The sequence below is a fragment of the Methylobacterium sp. 1030 genome (genome assembly GCF_040544715.1).
Taxonomy (GTDB): domain Bacteria; phylum Pseudomonadota; class Alphaproteobacteria; order Rhizobiales; family Beijerinckiaceae; genus Methylobacterium.
On the sequence record NZ_JBEPKM010000002.1, the window covers coordinates 92,572 to 110,695 of the forward strand.

19 protein-coding genes and 1 tRNA gene are annotated in these 18,124 nt (G+C 69.8%); 6 read left to right on the forward strand and 14 right to left on the reverse strand.

The window, feature by feature from the left end; translation table 11 throughout:
• The first annotated feature begins 53 nt into the window (after positions 1 to 53).
• Together ABIC30_RS02640 and ABIC30_RS02645 are read left to right on the forward strand one after the other, a co-directional pair.
• Positions 54 to 770 (forward strand): 4'-phosphopantetheinyl transferase family protein, encoded by a 717-nt coding sequence (locus tag ABIC30_RS02640; RefSeq protein WP_020091393.1) that lies wholly within the window; start codon positions 54 to 56, stop codon positions 768 to 770.
• A gap of 85 nt (positions 771 to 855) precedes the next feature.
• Positions 856 to 932 (forward strand) — tRNA-Pro (locus ABIC30_RS02645).
• A gap of 784 nt (positions 933 to 1,716) precedes the next feature.
• Here the strand turns inward: ABIC30_RS02645 and ABIC30_RS02650 are convergent.
• Both ABIC30_RS02650 and ABIC30_RS02655 read right to left on the reverse strand, forming a co-directional pair.
• Entirely contained in the window at positions 1,717 to 2,427 is a 711-nt protein-coding gene (locus ABIC30_RS02650; RefSeq protein WP_020091395.1) for a restriction endonuclease, read from the reverse strand.
• A gap of 148 nt (positions 2,428 to 2,575) precedes the next feature.
• Positions 2,576 to 3,328: a class I SAM-dependent methyltransferase gene (locus tag ABIC30_RS02655; protein ID WP_020091396.1), complete on the reverse strand. Its 753-nt coding sequence runs from the start codon at positions 3,326 to 3,328 to the stop codon at positions 2,576 to 2,578.
• Between the two features lie 211 nt (positions 3,329 to 3,539).
• Between ABIC30_RS02655 and ABIC30_RS02660 the strand changes: the two genes are divergently transcribed.
• On the forward strand, positions 3,540 to 4,583 hold the full coding sequence (locus ABIC30_RS02660; RefSeq protein WP_020091397.1) for a hypothetical protein: 1,044 nt from the start codon (positions 3,540 to 3,542) through the stop codon (positions 4,581 to 4,583).
• Positions 4,584 to 4,590: 7 nt separating this feature from the next.
• Here ABIC30_RS02660 and tgt read toward each other — a convergent pair whose 3' ends face one another.
• Complete coding sequence (gene tgt, locus ABIC30_RS02665; RefSeq protein WP_020091398.1) at positions 4,591 to 5,727, reverse strand: tRNA guanosine(34) transglycosylase Tgt; 1,137 nt, start codon at positions 5,725 to 5,727, stop codon at positions 4,591 to 4,593.
• The gene (gene queA, locus ABIC30_RS02670; protein ID WP_354453867.1) at positions 5,724 to 6,788 is read right to left on the reverse strand and encodes a tRNA preQ1(34) S-adenosylmethionine ribosyltransferase-isomerase QueA; all 1,065 of its coding nucleotides are present in this window, start codon (positions 6,786 to 6,788) and stop codon (positions 5,724 to 5,726) included. The genes tgt and queA overlap by 4 nt, the downstream gene beginning before the upstream one ends.
• Positions 6,789 to 6,886: 98 nt before the next feature.
• On the opposite strand from queA, the gene ABIC30_RS02675 reads away from it, so the two are divergent.
• The 3 genes from ABIC30_RS02675 to ABIC30_RS02685 all read left to right on the forward strand — a co-directional run bounded on the left by ABIC30_RS02675 (position 6,887) and on the right by ABIC30_RS02685 (position 8,344).
• Positions 6,887 to 7,144 (forward strand): hypothetical protein, encoded by a 258-nt coding sequence (locus tag ABIC30_RS02675; protein WP_020091400.1) that lies wholly within the window; start codon positions 6,887 to 6,889, stop codon positions 7,142 to 7,144.
• The gene (locus ABIC30_RS02680) at positions 7,141 to 7,359 is read left to right on the forward strand and encodes a hypothetical protein (RefSeq protein WP_020091401.1); all 219 of its coding nucleotides are present in this window, start codon (positions 7,141 to 7,143) and stop codon (positions 7,357 to 7,359) included. Before ABIC30_RS02675 ends, ABIC30_RS02680 begins: the two co-directional genes overlap by 4 nt.
• A 97-nt stretch (positions 7,360 to 7,456) precedes the next feature.
• Positions 7,457 to 8,344: a cation diffusion facilitator family transporter gene (locus tag ABIC30_RS02685; RefSeq protein ID WP_020091402.1), complete on the forward strand. Its 888-nt coding sequence runs from the start codon at positions 7,457 to 7,459 to the stop codon at positions 8,342 to 8,344.
• Between the two features lie 8 nt (positions 8,345 to 8,352).
• Here the strand turns inward: ABIC30_RS02685 and ABIC30_RS02690 are convergent, their stop codons facing one another.
• From ABIC30_RS02690 to coxB, 10 genes are all read right to left on the reverse strand, one after another.
• Entirely contained in the window at positions 8,353 to 9,609 is a 1,257-nt protein-coding gene (locus tag ABIC30_RS02690) for an SfnB family sulfur acquisition oxidoreductase (protein WP_020091403.1), read from the reverse strand.
• A 42-nt stretch (positions 9,610 to 9,651) separates the two neighbouring features.
• The gene (sfnG, locus tag ABIC30_RS02695) at positions 9,652 to 10,767 is read right to left on the reverse strand and encodes a dimethylsulfone monooxygenase SfnG (RefSeq protein WP_020091404.1); all 1,116 of its coding nucleotides are present in this window, start codon (positions 10,765 to 10,767) and stop codon (positions 9,652 to 9,654) included.
• Positions 10,768 to 10,979: 212 nt separating this feature from the next.
• A complete protein-coding gene (locus tag ABIC30_RS02700; protein WP_020091405.1) occupies positions 10,980 to 11,744 on the reverse strand; it encodes an SURF1 family protein in 765 nt (254 codons plus the stop codon).
• A complete protein-coding gene (locus ABIC30_RS02705; RefSeq protein WP_170855114.1) occupies positions 11,741 to 12,151 on the reverse strand; it encodes a DUF983 domain-containing protein in 411 nt (136 codons plus the stop codon). Before ABIC30_RS02705 ends, ABIC30_RS02700 begins: the two co-directional genes overlap by 4 nt.
• A 115-nt stretch (positions 12,152 to 12,266) precedes the next feature.
• A complete protein-coding gene (locus ABIC30_RS02710) occupies positions 12,267 to 13,130 on the reverse strand; it encodes a cytochrome c oxidase subunit 3 (protein ID WP_020091407.1) in 864 nt (287 codons plus the stop codon).
• 147 nt (positions 13,131 to 13,277) lie between these two features.
• A complete protein-coding gene (locus ABIC30_RS02715; RefSeq protein ID WP_026604661.1) occupies positions 13,278 to 13,889 on the reverse strand; it encodes a cytochrome c oxidase assembly protein in 612 nt (203 codons plus the stop codon).
• A 10-nt stretch (positions 13,890 to 13,899) separates the two neighbouring features.
• Positions 13,900 to 14,064 (reverse strand): cytochrome c oxidase system small membrane protein, encoded by a 165-nt coding sequence (locus tag ABIC30_RS02720; RefSeq protein WP_020091409.1) that lies wholly within the window; start codon positions 14,062 to 14,064, stop codon positions 13,900 to 13,902.
• Positions 14,065 to 14,069: 5 nt separating this feature from the next.
• Entirely contained in the window at positions 14,070 to 15,020 is a 951-nt protein-coding gene (locus ABIC30_RS02725; protein WP_020091410.1) for a heme o synthase, read from the reverse strand.
• A 215-nt stretch (positions 15,021 to 15,235) separates the two neighbouring features.
• A complete protein-coding gene (gene ctaD, locus ABIC30_RS02730) occupies positions 15,236 to 16,864 on the reverse strand; it encodes a cytochrome c oxidase subunit I (protein ID WP_020091411.1) in 1,629 nt (542 codons plus the stop codon).
• Between the two features lie 50 nt (positions 16,865 to 16,914).
• Positions 16,915 to 17,754 (reverse strand): cytochrome c oxidase subunit II, encoded by an 840-nt coding sequence (gene coxB / locus ABIC30_RS02735; RefSeq protein ID WP_056522032.1) that lies wholly within the window; start codon positions 17,752 to 17,754, stop codon positions 16,915 to 16,917.
• Between the last annotated feature and the right edge of the window lie 370 nt (positions 17,755 to 18,124).

An 18,124-nucleotide genomic window follows, 5' to 3' on the forward strand; every position in this document is an offset into this window, starting at 1 on the left:
CCGTTTCGCTCTCCCGACGCTAGCGCCCCAGCTCCCGCCTCGCGAGGTGTCGCGTGAGCGCGGTGCAGGTCTGGATCGTCGACCTCGCCCTGACTTCGAGCCAGGTCGACCGGTGCGATGCCGTCCTCGACGCCGCGGAGCGCGCGCGGGCTGACCGTTTCCTGCGCCCGGCGGATCGGGCGCGGTTCCGCGCCAGCCACGCCGCGCTGCGGCTGGTCCTCGGCGACGCGCTCGGTCTCGCGCCGGCCGACGTCGAGTTCGCCGCCGGAGCCGGCGGCAAGCCGGAGCTCGCGGGCCCGGCACGGGGCGCCGCCGAATTAAACCTCTCCCATTCCGGGGCGCGCGCGCTGATCGGGCTCACCCGCGGCGCGGCGATCGGCGTCGATGTCGAGGCCGTGCGGCCGATCGCGGACGCGCTGCGGATCGCGGCGGCCCATTTCGCCGCCGACGAGGTGACGGCCCTGGCCGGAGCCCCGCGAAGCGCGGTCGAGCGGCGCTTCTTCGGACTGTGGACCCGCAAGGAGGCGGTGGTGAAGGCTTTGGGCAGCGGCCTGTCGCTGCCCCTCGACCGGTTCAGCGTCAGCGTTCCGCCCGAAGCGCCGCGCCTTCTCCGGGCCGACGGCGACGCGTCCTGGAACCTGGACGGTCCTTGGAGCTTCGCCGAGGTCGATTGCGGGCGCGATCACGTCGCCACGGTGGCGTCCCGATCCGCGGAGGCGGAGATCACCTGCCACCGTCTCCCGGACGACTGGCCCGATCATCTGGGCTGAAAAGGCGCAACAGCGCGCTTGCGGTGCGGGAAAGGCGCGGCTATACACCCGCTCGCCGGCCCTGGCGGACACGCGGGACGGCCTTCGGAGTGTAGCGCAGTCTGGTAGCGCACCACGTTCGGGACGTGGGGGTCGCAGGTTCAAATCCTGCCACTCCGACCAAAATTCCCGCGATCTCAAGTTCAGCGAGAACGGACGGTCACCCTTCGCAAGGGACCTCGTTGACGCATGACGCGTGACTTCGCTGGTCAGCGTCCGCGTATTCCCAGACTCTCGCGAATGCGGCCACCTCGACCGGACCGAAGCCGTCGCGCCATCCCGGCTCCGCATCAGGCCGGTCCCTGTCTCGCACCCCGCTGATCACTGCGCGCGGAGGATCCTGAGGCCGCCCCGTCTGGCCCGTCCGAGCCGTGATCCTGGGACGGAGTCTCCCCGGACCCCGCCGTGCCGGGGCTCTCGCCCTGCGGGATCAGGGGCGCCATGGGCACGCTCTCCACGAGCAGCGCGATCATCTCGGACCGTGAGCTCAGGAGAATGGCCGGCGGCTCGCCGGTGATCTGCCGCCATCGCCTGACGAAATCGCCCGCCGGCAACTCGGCGAGAGCGTCCTGTTCGGTCGCGGGGTGGTCCGTTCTGAGGGCTGCGGACTGATCCATGCGCCTCAACGGCTCGAACCACGATTCGGCCTCAGCCTCCGCCCGTGATGGTGAAGCGAGCGTTAGTCCGATCGCGGAAGACGATGCCCGCATCGGCGGACCGGCGGGCGAGGCCCGGGGCGCTCGATGCGTAGAGGAGCATCGCGCCTGTCCCTGACGAAAGCGTGCGCGCCGGTCAGTTCATCGGCGGGACAGAGGGAGGTGCGTCGAGGAATGGACCCGGCGCGCGGCCGTGCGGGATGTCGTCGTTCTCATGGGCCCTCATCGCACGACGCGGGGTCCGGGCGCGGTCAGGCGGCGAGCCGGAAACCGATTCCGCGGGCCGTGCGGGGCGCGACCGTCGACTTGTCCCGGGGCAGCAGCAGGTCGATCTGCGAGCAGTGCAGCGCCAGGACGTTCTGCTCCTCCGCCATGGCGCGCGCCGCGCCGCTGAACCGACCATTCGTCATCACGCACGCCGTGGTCGACCCGGCGCGCTCCGCCGCCGCCGCGACGTCGGAGATCGGGAGACACGCGACGTCGCGGTCCGCCCAATGCAGGCAAACGACGACGCGCGTTCGGGCCCGGAGGAGCACGAAGTGGTCCTGATCCTGGTAATCCAGGCGCCAGCCGGCCGCCTTCAGGCACCGCAGCATCAGCGCCTCGTAATGCGCCTGCGAGGCGCTCACGCGGTCGAGGAAGGTCCAGGACGCGACCTCGGCCGGCAGGATCGACGCGAATTCCGCGCTGACCAGGCGCCTGAAGCCGCGGAACCGGACGACGGCGCGGAGCGGGCGCGAGAGATGGGCGCGGTGCAGCCTGACGAGTTCCCGGTCCCAGAGCGCCTCGAACGCTGCCGCTCCGCGCGCGTGGTGCTCCATCCACCGGTTCTCGATGATCAGGCGCTCGATCTGCGGTCGGATCGCGCGGCGACACCGCTCGGTGAGCCGCTCCTGCAGATGCAACCAAGAGAGCAGAAGCAGGATGGCTATCACCCACAGGGCGAGGCTCGTCGCGAACATGGCGGCGGGACTTTGCGAAATAAGGCCTATGTCGCCATTTATCCGCCGCAGGAATTAAGCGGACATTGCCGGTCACATGCGTACTGAGCCGACCAGTGCAAGTCTTTGGAGATGGTGAATTCTAAATTTATGTCCGCCCCGCAGCCGCTCAGGTCCGCATGGCCACGAACATGCTCCGGCCCTGCTGGTGGTAGTAGCCGCTCTCCATCGAGCCGCGGATGTCGTGTCCCAGCATGTCGTACTGCTCGTAGACCATGTCGAAGCCGCACTCCTTGAGAAGCTGGATCAGGGCCGGCTTGGTGGGCCAGAAGGAGCGCTTGTTGCTCCACGAGGTCCATTTGTGCGCCTCGAGCTGGCTCGTGTCGTCGAGATCGTGCTCGTGCATCCAGCGACCCGGCAGACCTTCGTTCTCGGCGGGCGGAGAGAGCTGGAACAGGGCCTCGTTGGTCTCGGTCGCGAAATGCGTGTGCAGGATGACCACGTCGCGGACGCATTCGGCCATGAGGCGGATGAAGGCGGCCGGCCTGTCGAGGTGGTAGAGCAGTCCGCAGCAGAAGGCGGCATCGAAGGGGCCGTGGGCCGCCAGATTCCACACGTCGTCGTTGACGAAGGCGAGGTCGGGGACGCCCGTCCCCTCCTTGACCCGCAGGCAGTTCTCGAAGTTGGAGCGGCGCACCTCGACACCGGTGGCGCGCATCCCGGCGCGGGCGAATTCGAGCGTGTAGCCGCCCTCGAGGCAGCCCAGATCGACGATCGACCGGCCGGCCAGCCTGTGCCCGTAGAACAGCCGGAGCGAGCGCAGGGCCGCCTGGGTCCAGGGGCTGTCGCCGATCAGCCAGCCCGCCTCGGGCAAGGTCTCGGACCCGTCCGCGAGGCGGATGTTGTGTGCCGTGAACGTCATGCCGCCTCCCCACGCCGCCCACTCGTGCCGGGCAACGCCTTCGTCCGTCTATACGGGCGGCGGCCGATCGGTTCACGCGCTTTGTCGATCCGCCCGTATCGAACGGTCGACCGGCGGGATGGGTCAGGTCGGCGCGACCGCCGCCTCCACGGTGCGGCCGGGCACGCGATGCCCGCGACGGGGCCCGTCGAACGGCGTATGTAGCCGCCCGATGGATCCGTCCTCTCACCATCGAGCCGGCCGGCGACCCGCTGGATGGGTCGGCTTCGCGCGCAGCTTCCTCGTCTGCGCCACCCTCATGGGCTTGGCGCTGATCGGCTTCGTGGCCGCGGTCGATCCCTACGGACTGCGGGCCGCGCCCGGGCATCCGCCGGGACCGATCATGGATGCCAATCAGCGGCTCTCCTATCCGCAGATCGCCCGCGGGGGGCCGTTCGACGCGGCGGTCTTCGGCACCTCGACGGCGCGACTGCTCGACCCGCAGGCTCTCGACGCGGCCTTCGGTGTCCGGTTCGCCAATCTGGCGGTGAATGCCGCGACGCCCGACGAGCAGGGTCGGCTCGCCGCGCTGTTCCTGGCCCGCCGGCCGATCCGCGCGGTCCTGTTCGGCCTCGATGCCCCATGGTGCGCCGCCGATCCGCCGGCCCGGACCGCCCATGCCTTTCCCGACTGGCTCTACGCGGACCGCGTGCCCGGCGATGTCCTGCGTCAGGTCAGCCTGCGCTCGGTCACGACGGCCGTCCGGGCCGGACTCGCCGATCTCGGGCTGACGCGGGCGCGGATTCGCGGAGACGGCTACGCGGTCTTCACGCCGCCCGAGGCGCGCTACGACCTCGCACGCGCCCAGGCCCATATCCGCGCAGGCCGCGTGGACTCGGCGGCGGCGGACGCCCCCGAGCTGCCGATGCCGGCCCTCGACCGCCTGGACGATCTCCTCGGTCGCGTGCCCGCCGAGGCCCTGAAGATCGTGGCCTTCATGCCGGTGCATGCGGGGGCGCAGGGTTCACCGGGATCGGCGGCGGGCCGTCGCGAGGAAGCCTGCAAGGCGCGCGCCGCGGCGATCGGGAAGCGCCGGGGCGCGGTCGTGGTGGATTTTCGCCGGATCTCGCCGCTGACGACCCGGGACGCGAATTATTGGGACGCGCTGCATTACCGCCTGCCCGTGGCGGGGCGCGTCGTCTCCGATCTCGCGCGCGCCGTCGCCACCGGCCGCGACGATCCGGATGGAATCTACCGGGTGCTCGCGCACCCGTGACGCCCGGTCAGGCGGCGGCGCGCTCGGCGCTCGCCCAGCCGGCGCGGGTCTCTGCGCAGTACTCCGCGTAGCGGCCGTCCCGGATCGCCGCGCGCGCGCCGGCCATCAGGTCCTGGTAGTAGGCGAGGTTGTTCCAGGTCAGCAGCATCATCCCGAGGATCTCGTTCGAGCGCACGAGGTGATGCAGGTAGGCACGGGAATAGTCCCGCGCGGCCGGACAGGTCGAGGTCTCGTCGAGCGGCGCGGTGTCCTCGGCGTGGCGGGCGTTGCGCAGGTTGACCCGTCCGTGGCGCGTGTAGGCGAGGCCGTGCCGGCCGGCGCGGGTCGGCATCACGCAGTCGAACATGTCGATGCCGCGGGCGACCGCGCCGAGGATGTCGTCCGGCGTGCCGACGCCCATCAGGTAGCGGGGCTTGCCGGCGGGCAGGTGCGGCTCGACCGTCTCGATCATGGCGAACATGACCGCCTGCGGCTCGCCGACGGCGAGGCCGCCCACCGCGTAGCCCTTGAGATCGAGATCCGTCAGCGCGCGGGCGCTCTCGACGCGCAGGGCCGGCACGTCGCCGCCCTGGACGATGCCGAACAGGGCCCGTCCCGCCTGCTCGCCGAACGCGACGCGGCAGCGCTCGGCCCAGCGCAGCGACAGGTGCATGGCCTTCTCGATGGCCCCGTGGTCCGCCGGCAGGCGGACGCACTCGTCGAGCTGCATCTGGATGTCGGAGCCGAGCAGACCCTGGATCTCGATGGAGCGCTCCGGGCTCATGTGATGCGCGGTGCCGTCGATGTGCGAGCGGAAGGTCACGCCCTGCTCGTCGATCTTCCGCAATGCGGAGAGCGACATCACCTGGAAGCCGCCGGAATCGGTCAGGATCGGCCGGTCCCAGTTCATGAAGCGGTGAAGGCCGCCGAGCCGGGCCATACGCTCGGGGCCGGGCCGCAGCATCAGGTGGTAGGTGTTGCCCAGGACCACGTCGGCGCCGAGATCGCGGACTTGGCCAGGATACATGGCCTTGACGGTCGCGGCCGTGCCCACCGGCATGAAGGCCGGGGTCCGGATCTCGCCGCGCGGCGTCCCGATCACGCCGGTGCGGGCGGTGCCGTCCCGGGCCAGCAGGTCGAAGCGGAAGTGTGCGCTGTCGGTCATGGGGTGTCCGCGCCCGGGCCCGGGAAGAGCAGGCTGGCGTCGCCGTAGGAGTAGAACCGGTACCCGGCGGCGATCGCGTGCGCGTAGGCCGCGCGCATCGTCGCGAGACCTGAGAACGCCGAGACCAGCATGAACAGCGTCGAGCGCGGCAGGTGGAAATTGGTCACGAGGGCGTCGACCGCGCGGAACCGGTAGCCCGGCGTGATGAAGATCTCGGTGGGTCCCGAGAAGGGCGCGAGCGTGCCGTCCGGTCGGGCCGCGCTCTCCAGCAGCCGCAGCGCCGTGGTCCCGACCGCGACGATCCGGCCGCCCGCGGCCCGCGCGGCGTTCAGGGCCTCGGCCGTGGCGGCGTCGAGGATGCCGATCTCCGCGTGCATGCGGTGGGCCTCGGTATCTTCGGCCTTGACCGGCAGGAAGGTCCCGGCGCCGACATGCAGCGTGACGTGCTGGCGCCGCAGACCGGCGGCGTCGAGATCGGCCAGCAGCGCGTCGGAGAAGTGCAGGCCGGCCGTGGGAGCCGCGACCGCCCCCGGATTGCGGGCGTAGACCGTCTGGTAATCGGTGGCGTCGCGGTCATCCGTGGCGCGCTTGCCCGCGATGTAGGGGGGCAGCGGCAGGGCACCCTCCGCGGCGATGGCCGCGTCGAGGTCTGGCCCGGCCCGGTCGAAGGCGAGGACGATCTCCCCGGCCTCGGCCTTCTCGAGAACGGTCGCCGCCAGATCGCCGAAGCGCAGCGCGTCGCCCGCCGCGAGCCGCTTGGCCGGACGCGCGAAGGCGCGCCAGCGGTCGGGGGCTTCCCGCAGGTGGAGCATCACCTCGGTGCGCTGGCCGGGGGCGCCGGGCCGTGTGCGCACGCCGTTCAGCCGGGCCGGGATCACCCGCGTGTCGTTGAAGACCAGGGCGTCGCCGGCCCGGAGGGCCTGGGGCAGGTCGCGCACGGTCCGGTCGGCCAGCGGCGCGCCAGGTCGGACCACGAGCATCCGCCCGGCGTCGCGCGGCTCGGCCGGGCGCAGGGCGATGCTGGTCTCCGGCAGATCGAAATCGAAGAGGTCCACGCGCATCGCCGGCTGCCTGCACCGAACGGCACGCGGTTTCAACCGCGGAACCGCCGGGGAGCGCGTCCGTTTCCAGCGTCACCGAGACGCGAGGCTCCCGATCCATGCCCTGGTACGCCGTTCGCCCCCGTGACGCCGCCGATCCCCGCTGGCCGCTCCCCGGCACGTCCGAGATCGTGCTGAAGGCCGAGGATCCCGACACCGCCCGCGCGAAGTTCGAATCGGCCTACCCGAGCCAGCCCTTCGGCAGCCCCGGAATCCCGGTGCCGAATACCGGCGCCGGCAGCTTCCGCGGCGATCCGGACGCCCTGGTCGTGGCCGAGACGGGCGAGCCGCCGGCGCCGCGGGGGAGCGACGCGTGACGCCCCGCGGTCGCCCCCGGCGGGTCACCCTCGACGGGCAGCTCCTCGGGTACTGGGAGCGCGAGGCCGCCCGGCTGGAGACCCTCGCCGCCGGAGCGCGCTTCGCCTGGCAGCGCCGTCGCTTCCTGCGCAAGGCGGAGGCAGCGCGTGCCAAGGCGGAGCCGAGCCGGCGGCGCGAGGCCGCCCGCGACAACGGCGGCGCGTCGGAGACTTAGCCGCGGCTAACACGTTTTCGGCGGCGTCGAACCTTTGCCGTGGCCTTGGCCGCGGCCGGTGCCGTATGGGCGCGGCGTCACCCCAACGGCGCGAACCATGGACCGCACCCAGAAAGCCGCCCTCTTCAGCGCGGGCATCGGCCTCGCCGTCACGGCGATGAAGTTCTACGCGGCGTGGCTCACCGGCAGCCTCGCCCTGTACTCCGACGCGCTGGAGAGCATCATCAACGTGGTCGCCGCAATCGGCGCCTTCGTGGCCCTGCGGGTCGCCGCGCGCCCGGCGGACGAGGACCATCCCTACGGTCACCACAAGGCCGAGTTCTTCTCGGCGGTGATCGAGGGCGCGCTGATCGTGGTGGCGGCGCTGCTGATCCTGCGCGAATCCTATTTCGGGCTGCTCGCCCCGAAGGCCCTCGACGCGCCCGCGGTCGGCCTCGCGATCAACTTCGCGGCCGGGATCGTCAACGCGGTCTGGGCGGCGGCACTGATGCGCTGGGGAAGGCGGTGGCGGTCGCCGGCCCTGATCGCCGACGCGCGCCACGTCTTCGCCGACGTGGTCACGTCCTGCGGCGTCCTGGCCGGCGTCGGCGCCGTGGTGGTGACGGGCTACCCGGTCCTCGACCCCGTGGTGGCCGGGCTGGTCGCCATGAACATCCTGTGGTCCGGCTTCCGCATGGTCCGGGAATCGGTGGACGGCCTCATGGACAGGGCCGCCCCGGCCGAGATGGTGAGCCAGATCCGGTCGCTCATCTCCCAGCACGGCGAGGGCGCGCTGGAGGCGCACGACGTGCGCACGCGCTCCGCTGGTCAGGCAACCTTCATCGACTTCCACCTCGTCGTCCCCGGCGCGATGACCGTCGAGGATTCGCACGCGATCTGCGACCGGCTGGAATCCGCCCTGGAGACGACGATCCCCGGGGCGGTGGTGACCATCCACGTCGAGCCCGGCGAGGAGGCCAAGGCGCGGGGATTGCCGGTGCTGTAGGCCGCCGATCAGCTCCAGGCGTGGAGCGGCGGGTTCACGCCGTTGAGGGCGTGGTTGCCGACGATCGCGTATTTCCAGCGGACGGGATCGTGCAGCGTGTGCGTGCGCGCGTTCCGCCAGTGACGGTCGAGATTCTCGGCGGCCAGAGTCGAGCGGGTCCCCGACAGCTCGAACAGCTTGTTCGACGCCGCCAGGGCGACCTCGGTGGTCAGCACCTTCGCCTCGGCGACCGCGATCTGGGCCGCCGCGACCGTCTCGGCGTCCGGCCGCGCGACCGCCGCGTCGAGGGCGAGACCGGCCCGGTCGAGCAGCGCCTCGGCGGCGTGCTGCCGGATGGTCAGGTCGCCGACCGCCTGGATCGTGTAGGGATCGTCGGCCGCCCGCTCCAGCCCGCTGTCGATCCAGGGCCGGGCCTTCTCGCGGACGTAGCCGATGGTGTCGTCCAGGGCCTCGCGGCCGATCCCGGCATCGACCGCGGCCTGGATGATCTGGAACACGGCGCCGTCGGCGGTCGGCGCCGCGTAGCCCTTCCAGGCCGGCACCAGATGGGTCTTGGGCACGCGCACGTCGTCGATCAGCACGGTCCCGCTCGCCGTGCCGCGCTGGCCGAAGCTCGACCAGTCGTCGATCACCGTGAGTCCGGGCGCGTCCCGCTCGGCGATGGCGTACCAGGCGCGTCCCTCGGCATCGAGGGCGACGATCGGGACCAGGTGCGCGAGGAGGGCGCCGGTGGCGTAGAACTTCCGGCCCCGCACCACGACGTGGTCGCCGTGATCGGTGAAGCGCGTGTCGAAATCGGCCGCCCGCTTGGTGCCGCGCTCCGAGAAGGCGTTGCCGAACCGCGTTCCGCGCAAGACCTCGCCGAACAGCAGGTGCTTCTGCGCCTCGTCCGACACGGTCCGGATGGCCGCCAGGATGCCGAGGTGGTTCTGGGCGATCTGCGCGATGGCGGGATCGGCGGCCGCCACGATGGCGATGACCTGCGCCAGCGTCCGGTACGAAACCTCGGGGCCACCGTAGGCGCGCGGCACGTTGATCGACCAGAGGCCGCTCTGCGAGAAGGCGTCGAGCTCCTTGAGCGGCCGCACGGCGTGGCGGTCCCGCTCCGACGCGCCGGCCCGGAACTCGGCCGCGAGCCCGTGGGCCACGGCCAGCGCCTCGGCGTCGTCACGGATCACGTGGGCGGGTGAGGGCGGCCGCGCGGGGCCGGGAGCGCCCGGGCGGTGCTCCGGCTCGAGCGTGCGCGCATCGACGGCGATGTTCATGGCTCACTCCGATCAGTCGGGATACGGTTCGGCGGGCGGCGCTCAGGCGGCCTCGGCGCGCCGGTCGCGGGCGGCCTCGAGGGCGCGGACCCGCGGGATCACGTGCGCGCCGAAATACGCGACGTCCTCCTGGAAATGCAGGAAGGCCAGCAGGGCGAGGTCCGCTCCCGCATCCTTCAGCGCCAGGATCCGCTCGGCGATCTGGTCGGGCGTGCCGATCAGGTCGGTCTTGAAGCCGTCGTTGTACTGAACGAGATCCTCGAAGCTCGACTTGGCCCAGTTGCCTTCCCCTTCCGGCGAGGCCTTGCCGGCATTCTTGACCTCGTGACCGAAGGCCTTCACGGCGTCCGGGTCGGCGTTGTCGATGATCTCCTGAAGGACGGCGCGGGCCTCCTCCTCGGTGTCGCGGGCGATGACGAAGGCGTTGACGCCGATCCGGGGATGATTGCCGGTCTCGGCCGACTTGGCGCGGATATCGTCCACCTGGGCGCGGATCGTCTCCGGCGTGCCGCCATTCGTGAAGTACCAGTCCGACACGCGGGTCGCCATGTCGCGCGCGGCGCGCGACGAGCCGCCCTGAAAGATCTCGGGCAGCGGCTGGGCCGGCTTCGGCTTCAGCGTGTAGTCGCTGTAGCGGTAGAAGTCGCCGCGGAAGGTGAAGCTGTCCTGCGTCCAGATCCCGCGCAGGCTCCGTATGAACTCCTCCGACCGGCGGTAGCGCTCGTCGTGGTCGAGCCAGGGCTCGCCGATCGCCCGGAACTCGCCCGAGAACCAGCCGGAGACGATGTTCACCGCGATGCGGCCTTCGGTGAGTTGCGAGATCGTGGCGATCTGCTTGGCGGCCAGGGTCGGATGCCAGGGACCGGGCAGGAGCGCGGCGATCACCTTGAGCTTGGTGGTCGCGGCCAGCAGGGCGTGGCTGAAGGCGACCGATTCGTGCTGGTACTCGGCGCCGTAGCCCGCGGTGAACCGGATCTGCGTCAGCCCATAATCGAACCCTGCCTCCTCGGCGATCTGCGCCAGCTTCCGATTGTACTCGGCATCCCAGCTCGTTCGCTGGGGGATCTTGCTGATGACAAGCCCCCCGGAGACGTTGGGCACCCAGTAGGCGAAGCGGATCGGCTCGCGCGCCGCCGCGTCGGCGATATGGCTGGTCATCCGGCGTTACCTCAGTTGCACGGCGGTCGGGCGCCGTGTCGTCTTCGGATGATCGCCGCGAACTGAATACACTATGCAGAACGCGACCGATCGCTCAAGAACACCGAAAGTATTCCGGGGCGACGGCCGTCGGTCAAAGGAACGGGTTGCCGTTTTTAAGCCGATCTCGGCGAGACTCTTCTTCGCCGAGATCCTGCGCGCGCGGCTTTGTCCTAGGCGGCGCGGGCCGCGGGCGAATCGTGCAGGCGGCGCCACGCGAAGACCGAGAACACGCCGATCAGGCAGGCGGCGAGGCCGAACCACGTGAATGCGTATTGCAGGTGGTTGTTCGGCAAATCGACCCGGAGCTGGCCGCCGCGCGGCCACGTCGTCTGCCCGGGAACGGCGTCGGCCTCGATCAGGTAGGGCTCGACCGTTCCGAGGCCGCGCGCCGCCGCGATGCCGGCGATGTCCCGGTTGAACCACTCCCCGCGGGCGGGATCCGGTTCCGGCACGAACATCCCCCGGGCCTCGCTCGCGCGGAGGATGCCGGTGACCGTCGTCGACCCGTCGATCAGGCCGTCCCGGCGATCGCCCTGCGCCTTCAGCTCCGTGGGAACGAAACCCCGGTTGATGATCACCATGCTCCCGTCGTCCCGGCGGAACGGCGTGAGCACGTAGTAGCCCTGCAGGGCGCGGCCCGGCGTCTCGCCGGGCGCCAGCCCGTGCACGAGGGTTTCCCGGTCGTTGAGGAACTGACCGCTGACCCGGACGTGCCGGAACTCGTCGCGCGCCGGATCCCAGACATCCGCGGCCGGAGGCGCCACCGGCTCCGCGCGGCTCTGGCGCACGATCCGGGCGATGAGATCCTCCTTCCAGGCCCTGCGCTCGAGCTGCCACGTCCCGAGACCGAGCAGGATGGCCAGGGCGATCAGCGAGGCGAGTCCCGGCGCGACGAGGTCGCGCCAGCCAGCGCGGTGCGGTCCGCTCGCGGTCACGGCTCGAAGCGCCCTTGCTCCGCCCGGTTGCTGAACTGCAGGGCGATCAGCAGGCCCTTGAGGGGCCGCACCAGGATCAGGCTGAGCCCGACCGAGAGGGTCAAGGCCACCAGGGCGTGGACCCAGATCGGCGGCTCGTAGGTGATCTCCAGCCAGAGGGCGAGACCGACCACGATCAGGCCGACGATCGACATGACGAAGAAGGCCGGCCCGTCCGCGGAGTCGAAATGCGCGTAGTCGAGCCCGCACGCCTCGCAGGAGGGGCGCAGGCTCAGGAACCCTTTGAACAGGTGACCCTCACCGCAGCGCGGGCACCGGCCGCGCAGGCCGGTCGGGATCGGCGGAGGCGGCGAGTAGGTTCGGTTGTTCACGGGCACACTCCAGACCTGTTCCGTGCGGGACCCCATCGACCCGCGCGCGGGCCGCTCTCGTCGATACGGGGTTCGCGCGGCGTCGGAAACGCAGAAGGGCGGCCTGAGCCGCCCTTCGCAGATCCGCCATGCGGCGACGGGATGGTTCCGCTCAGTGAGCGCCGCCGCCGTGGAAGACCCCCGAACCCCACACGTAGATGGCGGCGAACAGGAACAGCCACACGACATCGACGAAGTGCCAGTACCAAGCGGCGAACTCGAAGCCGAGGTGCTGACGCGGGGTGAACTGGCCCGCGTAGACGCGGAACAGGCACACCGCCAGGAAGATCGTGCCGATGATGACGTGGGCGCCGTGGAAGCCCGTCGCCATGAAAAAGGTCGACGAGTAGATGCTGCCCGAGAAACCGAACTCGGCGTGGCTGTACTCGTAGGCCTGGCAGGCGGTGAACAGAACGCCGAGGATGATCGTCAGCCACAGGCCGTACTTCAGGCCCTTGCGGTCGCCCTCGATCAGCGCGTGGTGCGCCCAAGTGACGGTGGTGCCCGAGGTCAGCAGGATCAGCGTGTTCAGGAGCGGCAGGTGCCAGGGATCGAACGCCTCGATGCCCTTCGGCGGCCAGACACCGCCGGTGAACTCCACGCGCGAGACCTGGATCGGGTCGGCGGTGTAGAGGGCGGCCTCGAAGTAGGCCCAGAACCACGCGACGAAGAACATCACCTCGGAGGCGATGAACATCATCATGCCGTAGCGGTGGTGAAGCTGGACGACGCGGGTATGGTCGCCGGAATTGGCCTCGTGCGCGACGTCCTTCCACCACGAGAACATGGTGTAGAGGACGCCGATCGTGCCGGCCCCGAAGATGTAGGGACCAGGAGCCAGGGTGCCGATCGTGAGGCTCTTCATCCAGAACACGGCGCCGAACGCCATGAGAAAGCCCGAGAAGGCCCCGATCAACGGCCACGGGCTCGGATTCAGGATGTGGTAGTCGTGATTCTTGGCGTGCGCCTCGGCCATCGTCCCGTCGCTCCTCACCCTCGCGCCCTGCACCGTTCCCGGCCTAACGCTGTTCGTTGCTTGCCCTAGGCCGGGCGCGGCACGCACCACACCCAAGCTTGCTCGCAGCTTTAGTCGCTGCGGCCCCGTGTTGTCACGGGTCCGCGATCAGAAATCGCCCTTCGTTCCCGAGGAAGACGATTTCGCCACCGCCGCCTTCACGGGCTGACCGTTCTTGGAGGCGAAGTACGTGTAGGACAGCGTCATCTCCGAGAGATGCGCGGTGTTCGAGTCGTCCCGAACGGCCGGATCGACGTAGAACACCACCGGCACGTCCAGCGTCTCGCCCGGCTGGAGCGTCTGCTCATTGAAGCAGAAGCAGGCGATCTTGACGAAGTAACCACCCATCAACCCGGGCTGGACGTTGAAGGTCGCCACACCCGCCGAGGGCGTGCTGCCGGTGTTCTGCACGCGGAAGAAGACCGTCTTGGTCTCACCGAGCTTCGCCTCGACGCTGCTCACTTCCGGGATGAATTTCCAGGGCAGCCCCGGCGCGACGTTGGTGTCGAAATGGACGACCATGCTGTCGTCGGTCCGCGCCGCGGAGGCCGAGAGGGCCGGTCCTTGCCGGGGCGTGCCGTCGTAGCCGGTCGCCTTGCAGAAGGCGTCGTAGAGCGGCACCGACGCGAAGGCGAGGCCGATCATGCCCACGGCGAGACCCGCGCAGGCGAGGGCGGTGCGCGTGGCGGCTCGGTTCGATCCTGATGGAGGAACTGTCATCGGGAGCGCCTCAGAGCGGCCGGGTCAGGATCTGAGGGCCGAGCTTGACGATCGTCAGCACGAAGAACAGCAGGACCCAGGCTCCCAGCGCTAGCGCGATCGCGATCGAGCGCTTGCGGCGGCGCGCCTCCTGCTCGGGCGTGAGCGGCCGGTACTGGATCTCGGGATCCGCCATGGCGCTCAACCCAGGACCGGGCGGAACAGGCCGAAGCTCTGCTCGGCCAGGAGCGCCGAGAACAGCGCGAACAGGTAGAGGATCGAGAAGCCGAACATGCCCATGGCGGCGCGCCGCTCGGCATCGCCCTCGCGGTTCCGCAGCACGCGGATGCTGAACGCTACCATGCCGAGGCCGCCCACGAGGCCGACCACCGCGTACACGAGGCCGCCGAAGCCCAGGGCCACCGGCACGAGGCCGAGGGGTGCGAGGAGCAGCGAGTACCAGACGATCTGGCGGCGGGTGGAGGCGGGACCGGCGACGTTCGGCATCATCGGGATGCCGGCGCGGGCGTACTCGTCGGCCTTGATCAGGGCCAGCGCCCAGAAGTGCGGCGGGGTCCAGATGAAGATGATGGCGAACAGGATCAGCGACTCGACGCCGACCGACCCGGTCACCACCGCCTGCCCGATGACAGGCGGCAGGGCTCCGGCGGCGCCGCCGATGACGATGTTCTGCGCGGTCGCCCGCTTCAGCCACATCGAGTAAACCACGGCGTAGAACACGATGGTGAAGGCGAGGAGCGCGGCGGCCAGGAGATTGGCGGCGAGCCCGAGCACCACCACGGAGGCGACCGAGAGGAACAGTCCGAAGCCCAGTGCCTCCTGGGAGGTGATCCGGCCCGACGGGATCGGCCGGGTGGCGGTCCGACTCATGACCGCGTCGATGTCGGCGTCCCACCACATGTTGAGGCAGCCGGACGCACCGGCGCCGACCGCGATGGCGAGGAGCGAGATCGCGCCGATGGCCGGCTGCACGTGGCCCTGCGAGACCACCATTCCGACCAGTGCGGTGAAAATCACGAGGACCATCACCCGCGGCTTCAGCAGGGCGAAGTAGTCCGGAACGTCGCCGCCGGCGGTCGTGAGTGCCGGGGCAGGAACGTCCGGTCCGATCGTGTTCGTCAGGCTCGTCATCGCGTCTGCCGCTGCTGTGTCGGCGCCCGGCCGCGCGCGTCACGGCCGAGTCGTGTCTCGAAATCGACGTGTTCCAAGGATCGGCGTGAGCGGGGCCCGGGACTTCTCCCTCGGCCCGTGCGGGTCGCCCTCATCGCTCGCCCTTGCCGGGAGGTCGGCCGACCGGCCTCCGGGGAAGGGCGAGGGCCGCGGACGCGGCCCTCGCGGGATCTCTATCAGTGCGCGCCGGGCTCGTCGACGATGCGGGGCAGCGTCTCGAACTGGTGGAACGGGGGCGGGGAGGAGAGCGTCCACTCGAGGGTGGTGGCGCCTTCGCCCCACGGGTTGTCCGCGGCCCGCTCCTTCGAGCGGAAGGCGAGGATCACGCCGATCACGAACACGAACATGCCGAGCGCGAAGATGTGGCCGCCGTAGGTCGACACCTTGTGCCACTGGGCGAATGCGTCCGGGTAGTCGGCGTAGCGGCGCGGCATGCCGGCGAGGCCCAGGAAGTGCATCGGGAAGAACAGGACGTTCGCGCCGATGAAGGCCAGCCAGAAGTGCAGCTTGCCGGCCCACTCGGGGATGATGTGACCGGTCATCTTCGGGAACCAGTAGTAGACACCGGCGAAGATGATGAACACGGCCCCGAGGGACAGCACGTAGTGGAAGTGCGCGACCACGTAGTAGGTGTCGTGCAGGTACTTATCGACCGCCGAGTTGGCCAGCACGACGCCGGTGACGCCGCCGACCGTGAACAGGAAGATGAAGCCCACCGCCCAGTGCATGGCGGCGGTGAAGCGGATGGAGCCGCCCCACATGGTGGCGATCCACGAGAAGATCTTCACGCCGGTCGGGACCGCGATCACCATCGTGGCGAACACGAAGTAGGACTGCGTCTGCAGCGACAGGCCGACCGTGTACATGTGGTGCGCCCACACGACGAAGCCGACGACGCCGATCGCCACCATGGCGTAGGCCATCGCGAGGTAGCCGAAGACCGGCTTGCGCGAGAACGTGGCGATGATGTGCGACACGATGCCGAAGGCCGGCAGGATCATGATGTACACTTCGGGGTGACCGAAGAACCAGAACAGGTGCTGGTACAGGATCGGGTCACCGCCGCCGGCCGGGTCGAAGAAGGTCGTGCCGAAGTTGCGGTCGGTCAGCAGCATCGTGATGGCGCCCGCGAGCACCGGCAGCGAGAGCAGCAGCAGGAACGCGGTCACCAGCTCGGCCCAGGCGAAGAGCGGCATCTTGTGCAGCGTCATGCCCGGGGCGCGCATGTTCAGGATCGTGGTGATGAAGTTGATCGCGCCGAGGATGGAGCCCGCGCCCGACAGGTGGAGCGCGAAGATCGCGAAGTCGACGGCCGGGCCGGGATGGCCGGCGGTGGAGAGCGGCGGGTAGACGGTCCAGCCGGTGCCGGCGCCGGACGCGCCGGGCGCGCCCTCGACGAACAGCGAGCAGAGCAGGGAGCAGAAGCCCGCCACCGTCAGCCAGAACGAGATGTTGTTCATGCGCGGGAATGCCATGTCGGGCGCGCCGATCATGAGGGGCACGAACCAGTTGCCGAAGCCGCCGATCAGCGCCGGCATCACCATGAAGAACACCATGATGAGCCCGTGGCCCGTGACGAACACGTTGTAGGTCGCGGGGTTCGAGAAATACTGCAGGCCGGGCGCCTCCATCTCCATCCGGATGCCGAAGGAGAGGAACGCGCCGATGATTCCGGCGCAGAAGGCGAACAGCAGGTAGAGGGTGCCGATGTCCTTGTGGTTCGTCGACAGGAACCAGCGGGCGAAGAACGACGGCTTGTGGTCGTGGACCTCATGGGCCCCGGCATGGGCTGCGGCTGTAGCCATGGATTCGAATGCCTTGTGGATCTGATGGGGTCTGTTCGATCAGCCGGGGCTCAGCGGGCCTCGGCGAAGCTCGTGCCGTTGTCGATGCGGGCGTACTTGGTCTTCGCCTCCTTCAGCCAGTCGGCGTAGGCCTGCTCGCTGACCACGCGGACCACGATGGGCATGTAGGCGTGGCGCTGGCCGCACAGCTCGGAGCACTGGCCGTGGAAGGTGCCCTCCTTGTCGGCCTTGAACCACATCTGGTTCAGGCGGCCGGGGACGGCGTCGATCTTGAAGCCGAAGGCCGGCATCGCCCAGGAATGCAGCACGTCGGCGGCGGTGACCTGGATCTTCACGATCTTGTTGACCGGAACGACCATCTCGTTGTCGGTCTGGAGCAGGCGCGGCTGCTTGTCCTCGTCGATGTTGGCATCGAACGTGAAGCCGCCGCCGGCCTCGGTCTGCGGGTACTCGTAGGACCAGTACCAGGCGTGGCCGACGACCTTGACGATCATGTCGGCCTTCGGGTCCGAGAGCTGCGTGCGCAGCAGGCGGAAGGACGGGATCGCCACGGCGACCAGGATCAGCACCGGCACGATCGTCCAGGCGACCTCGATGGCGGTGTTGTGCGTGGTGCGCGACGGCGTCGGGTTCCGCTTCTCGCCGAAGCGGTAGACGCACCACAGGATGAGCCCGAGGACGAACACCGAGATGGCGAGGGACAGCCAGTGCAGGCCGATCTCGAAGTTCAGGATGTCGCGCGCGTTCTCGGTGACCGGGATCTGCCGGTCCATCTCCCACGGCACGGGCTGACCGAAGCCCGCGGCCTGCGCGCCGGATATCGGGAAGAGCAGGGCGCCGAGAGCGGCGAGGCTCCAGAGTGACCGGTTGATCGTCCGCACCGTCCGCATCTGCCTCTCGTGGCTCCCCTGAAACTGTCTGGCTGCCGCCGGACCTCCCCGTCTTGAACGCGTGCGGGATTGTACCGACGTGACGGAGTACCGGTTGTGTCACCCGGCATTATCCGACCGGCGCTTCAGACCACAAGGGCCGGCCACGTGCAACCGCACAAGCGTCGCATCGCGCGCTTTCCCGCCAGTTGACGGCGCCTCGTGGCGTCGGCGCACTAGGGGCCGGCGAAATCGTTCCCTGTCACGTCGCGCCGGGGATGAAGCGTCGCGACGCGTTCGTGCCACGCCTGCGGAGTTCGAGATGTCCACCCAAACCGGCAGCCCCACCTCCGGTCCTCTGCCCTGCGCAGTGCCGGCGCCGATGCAGGTG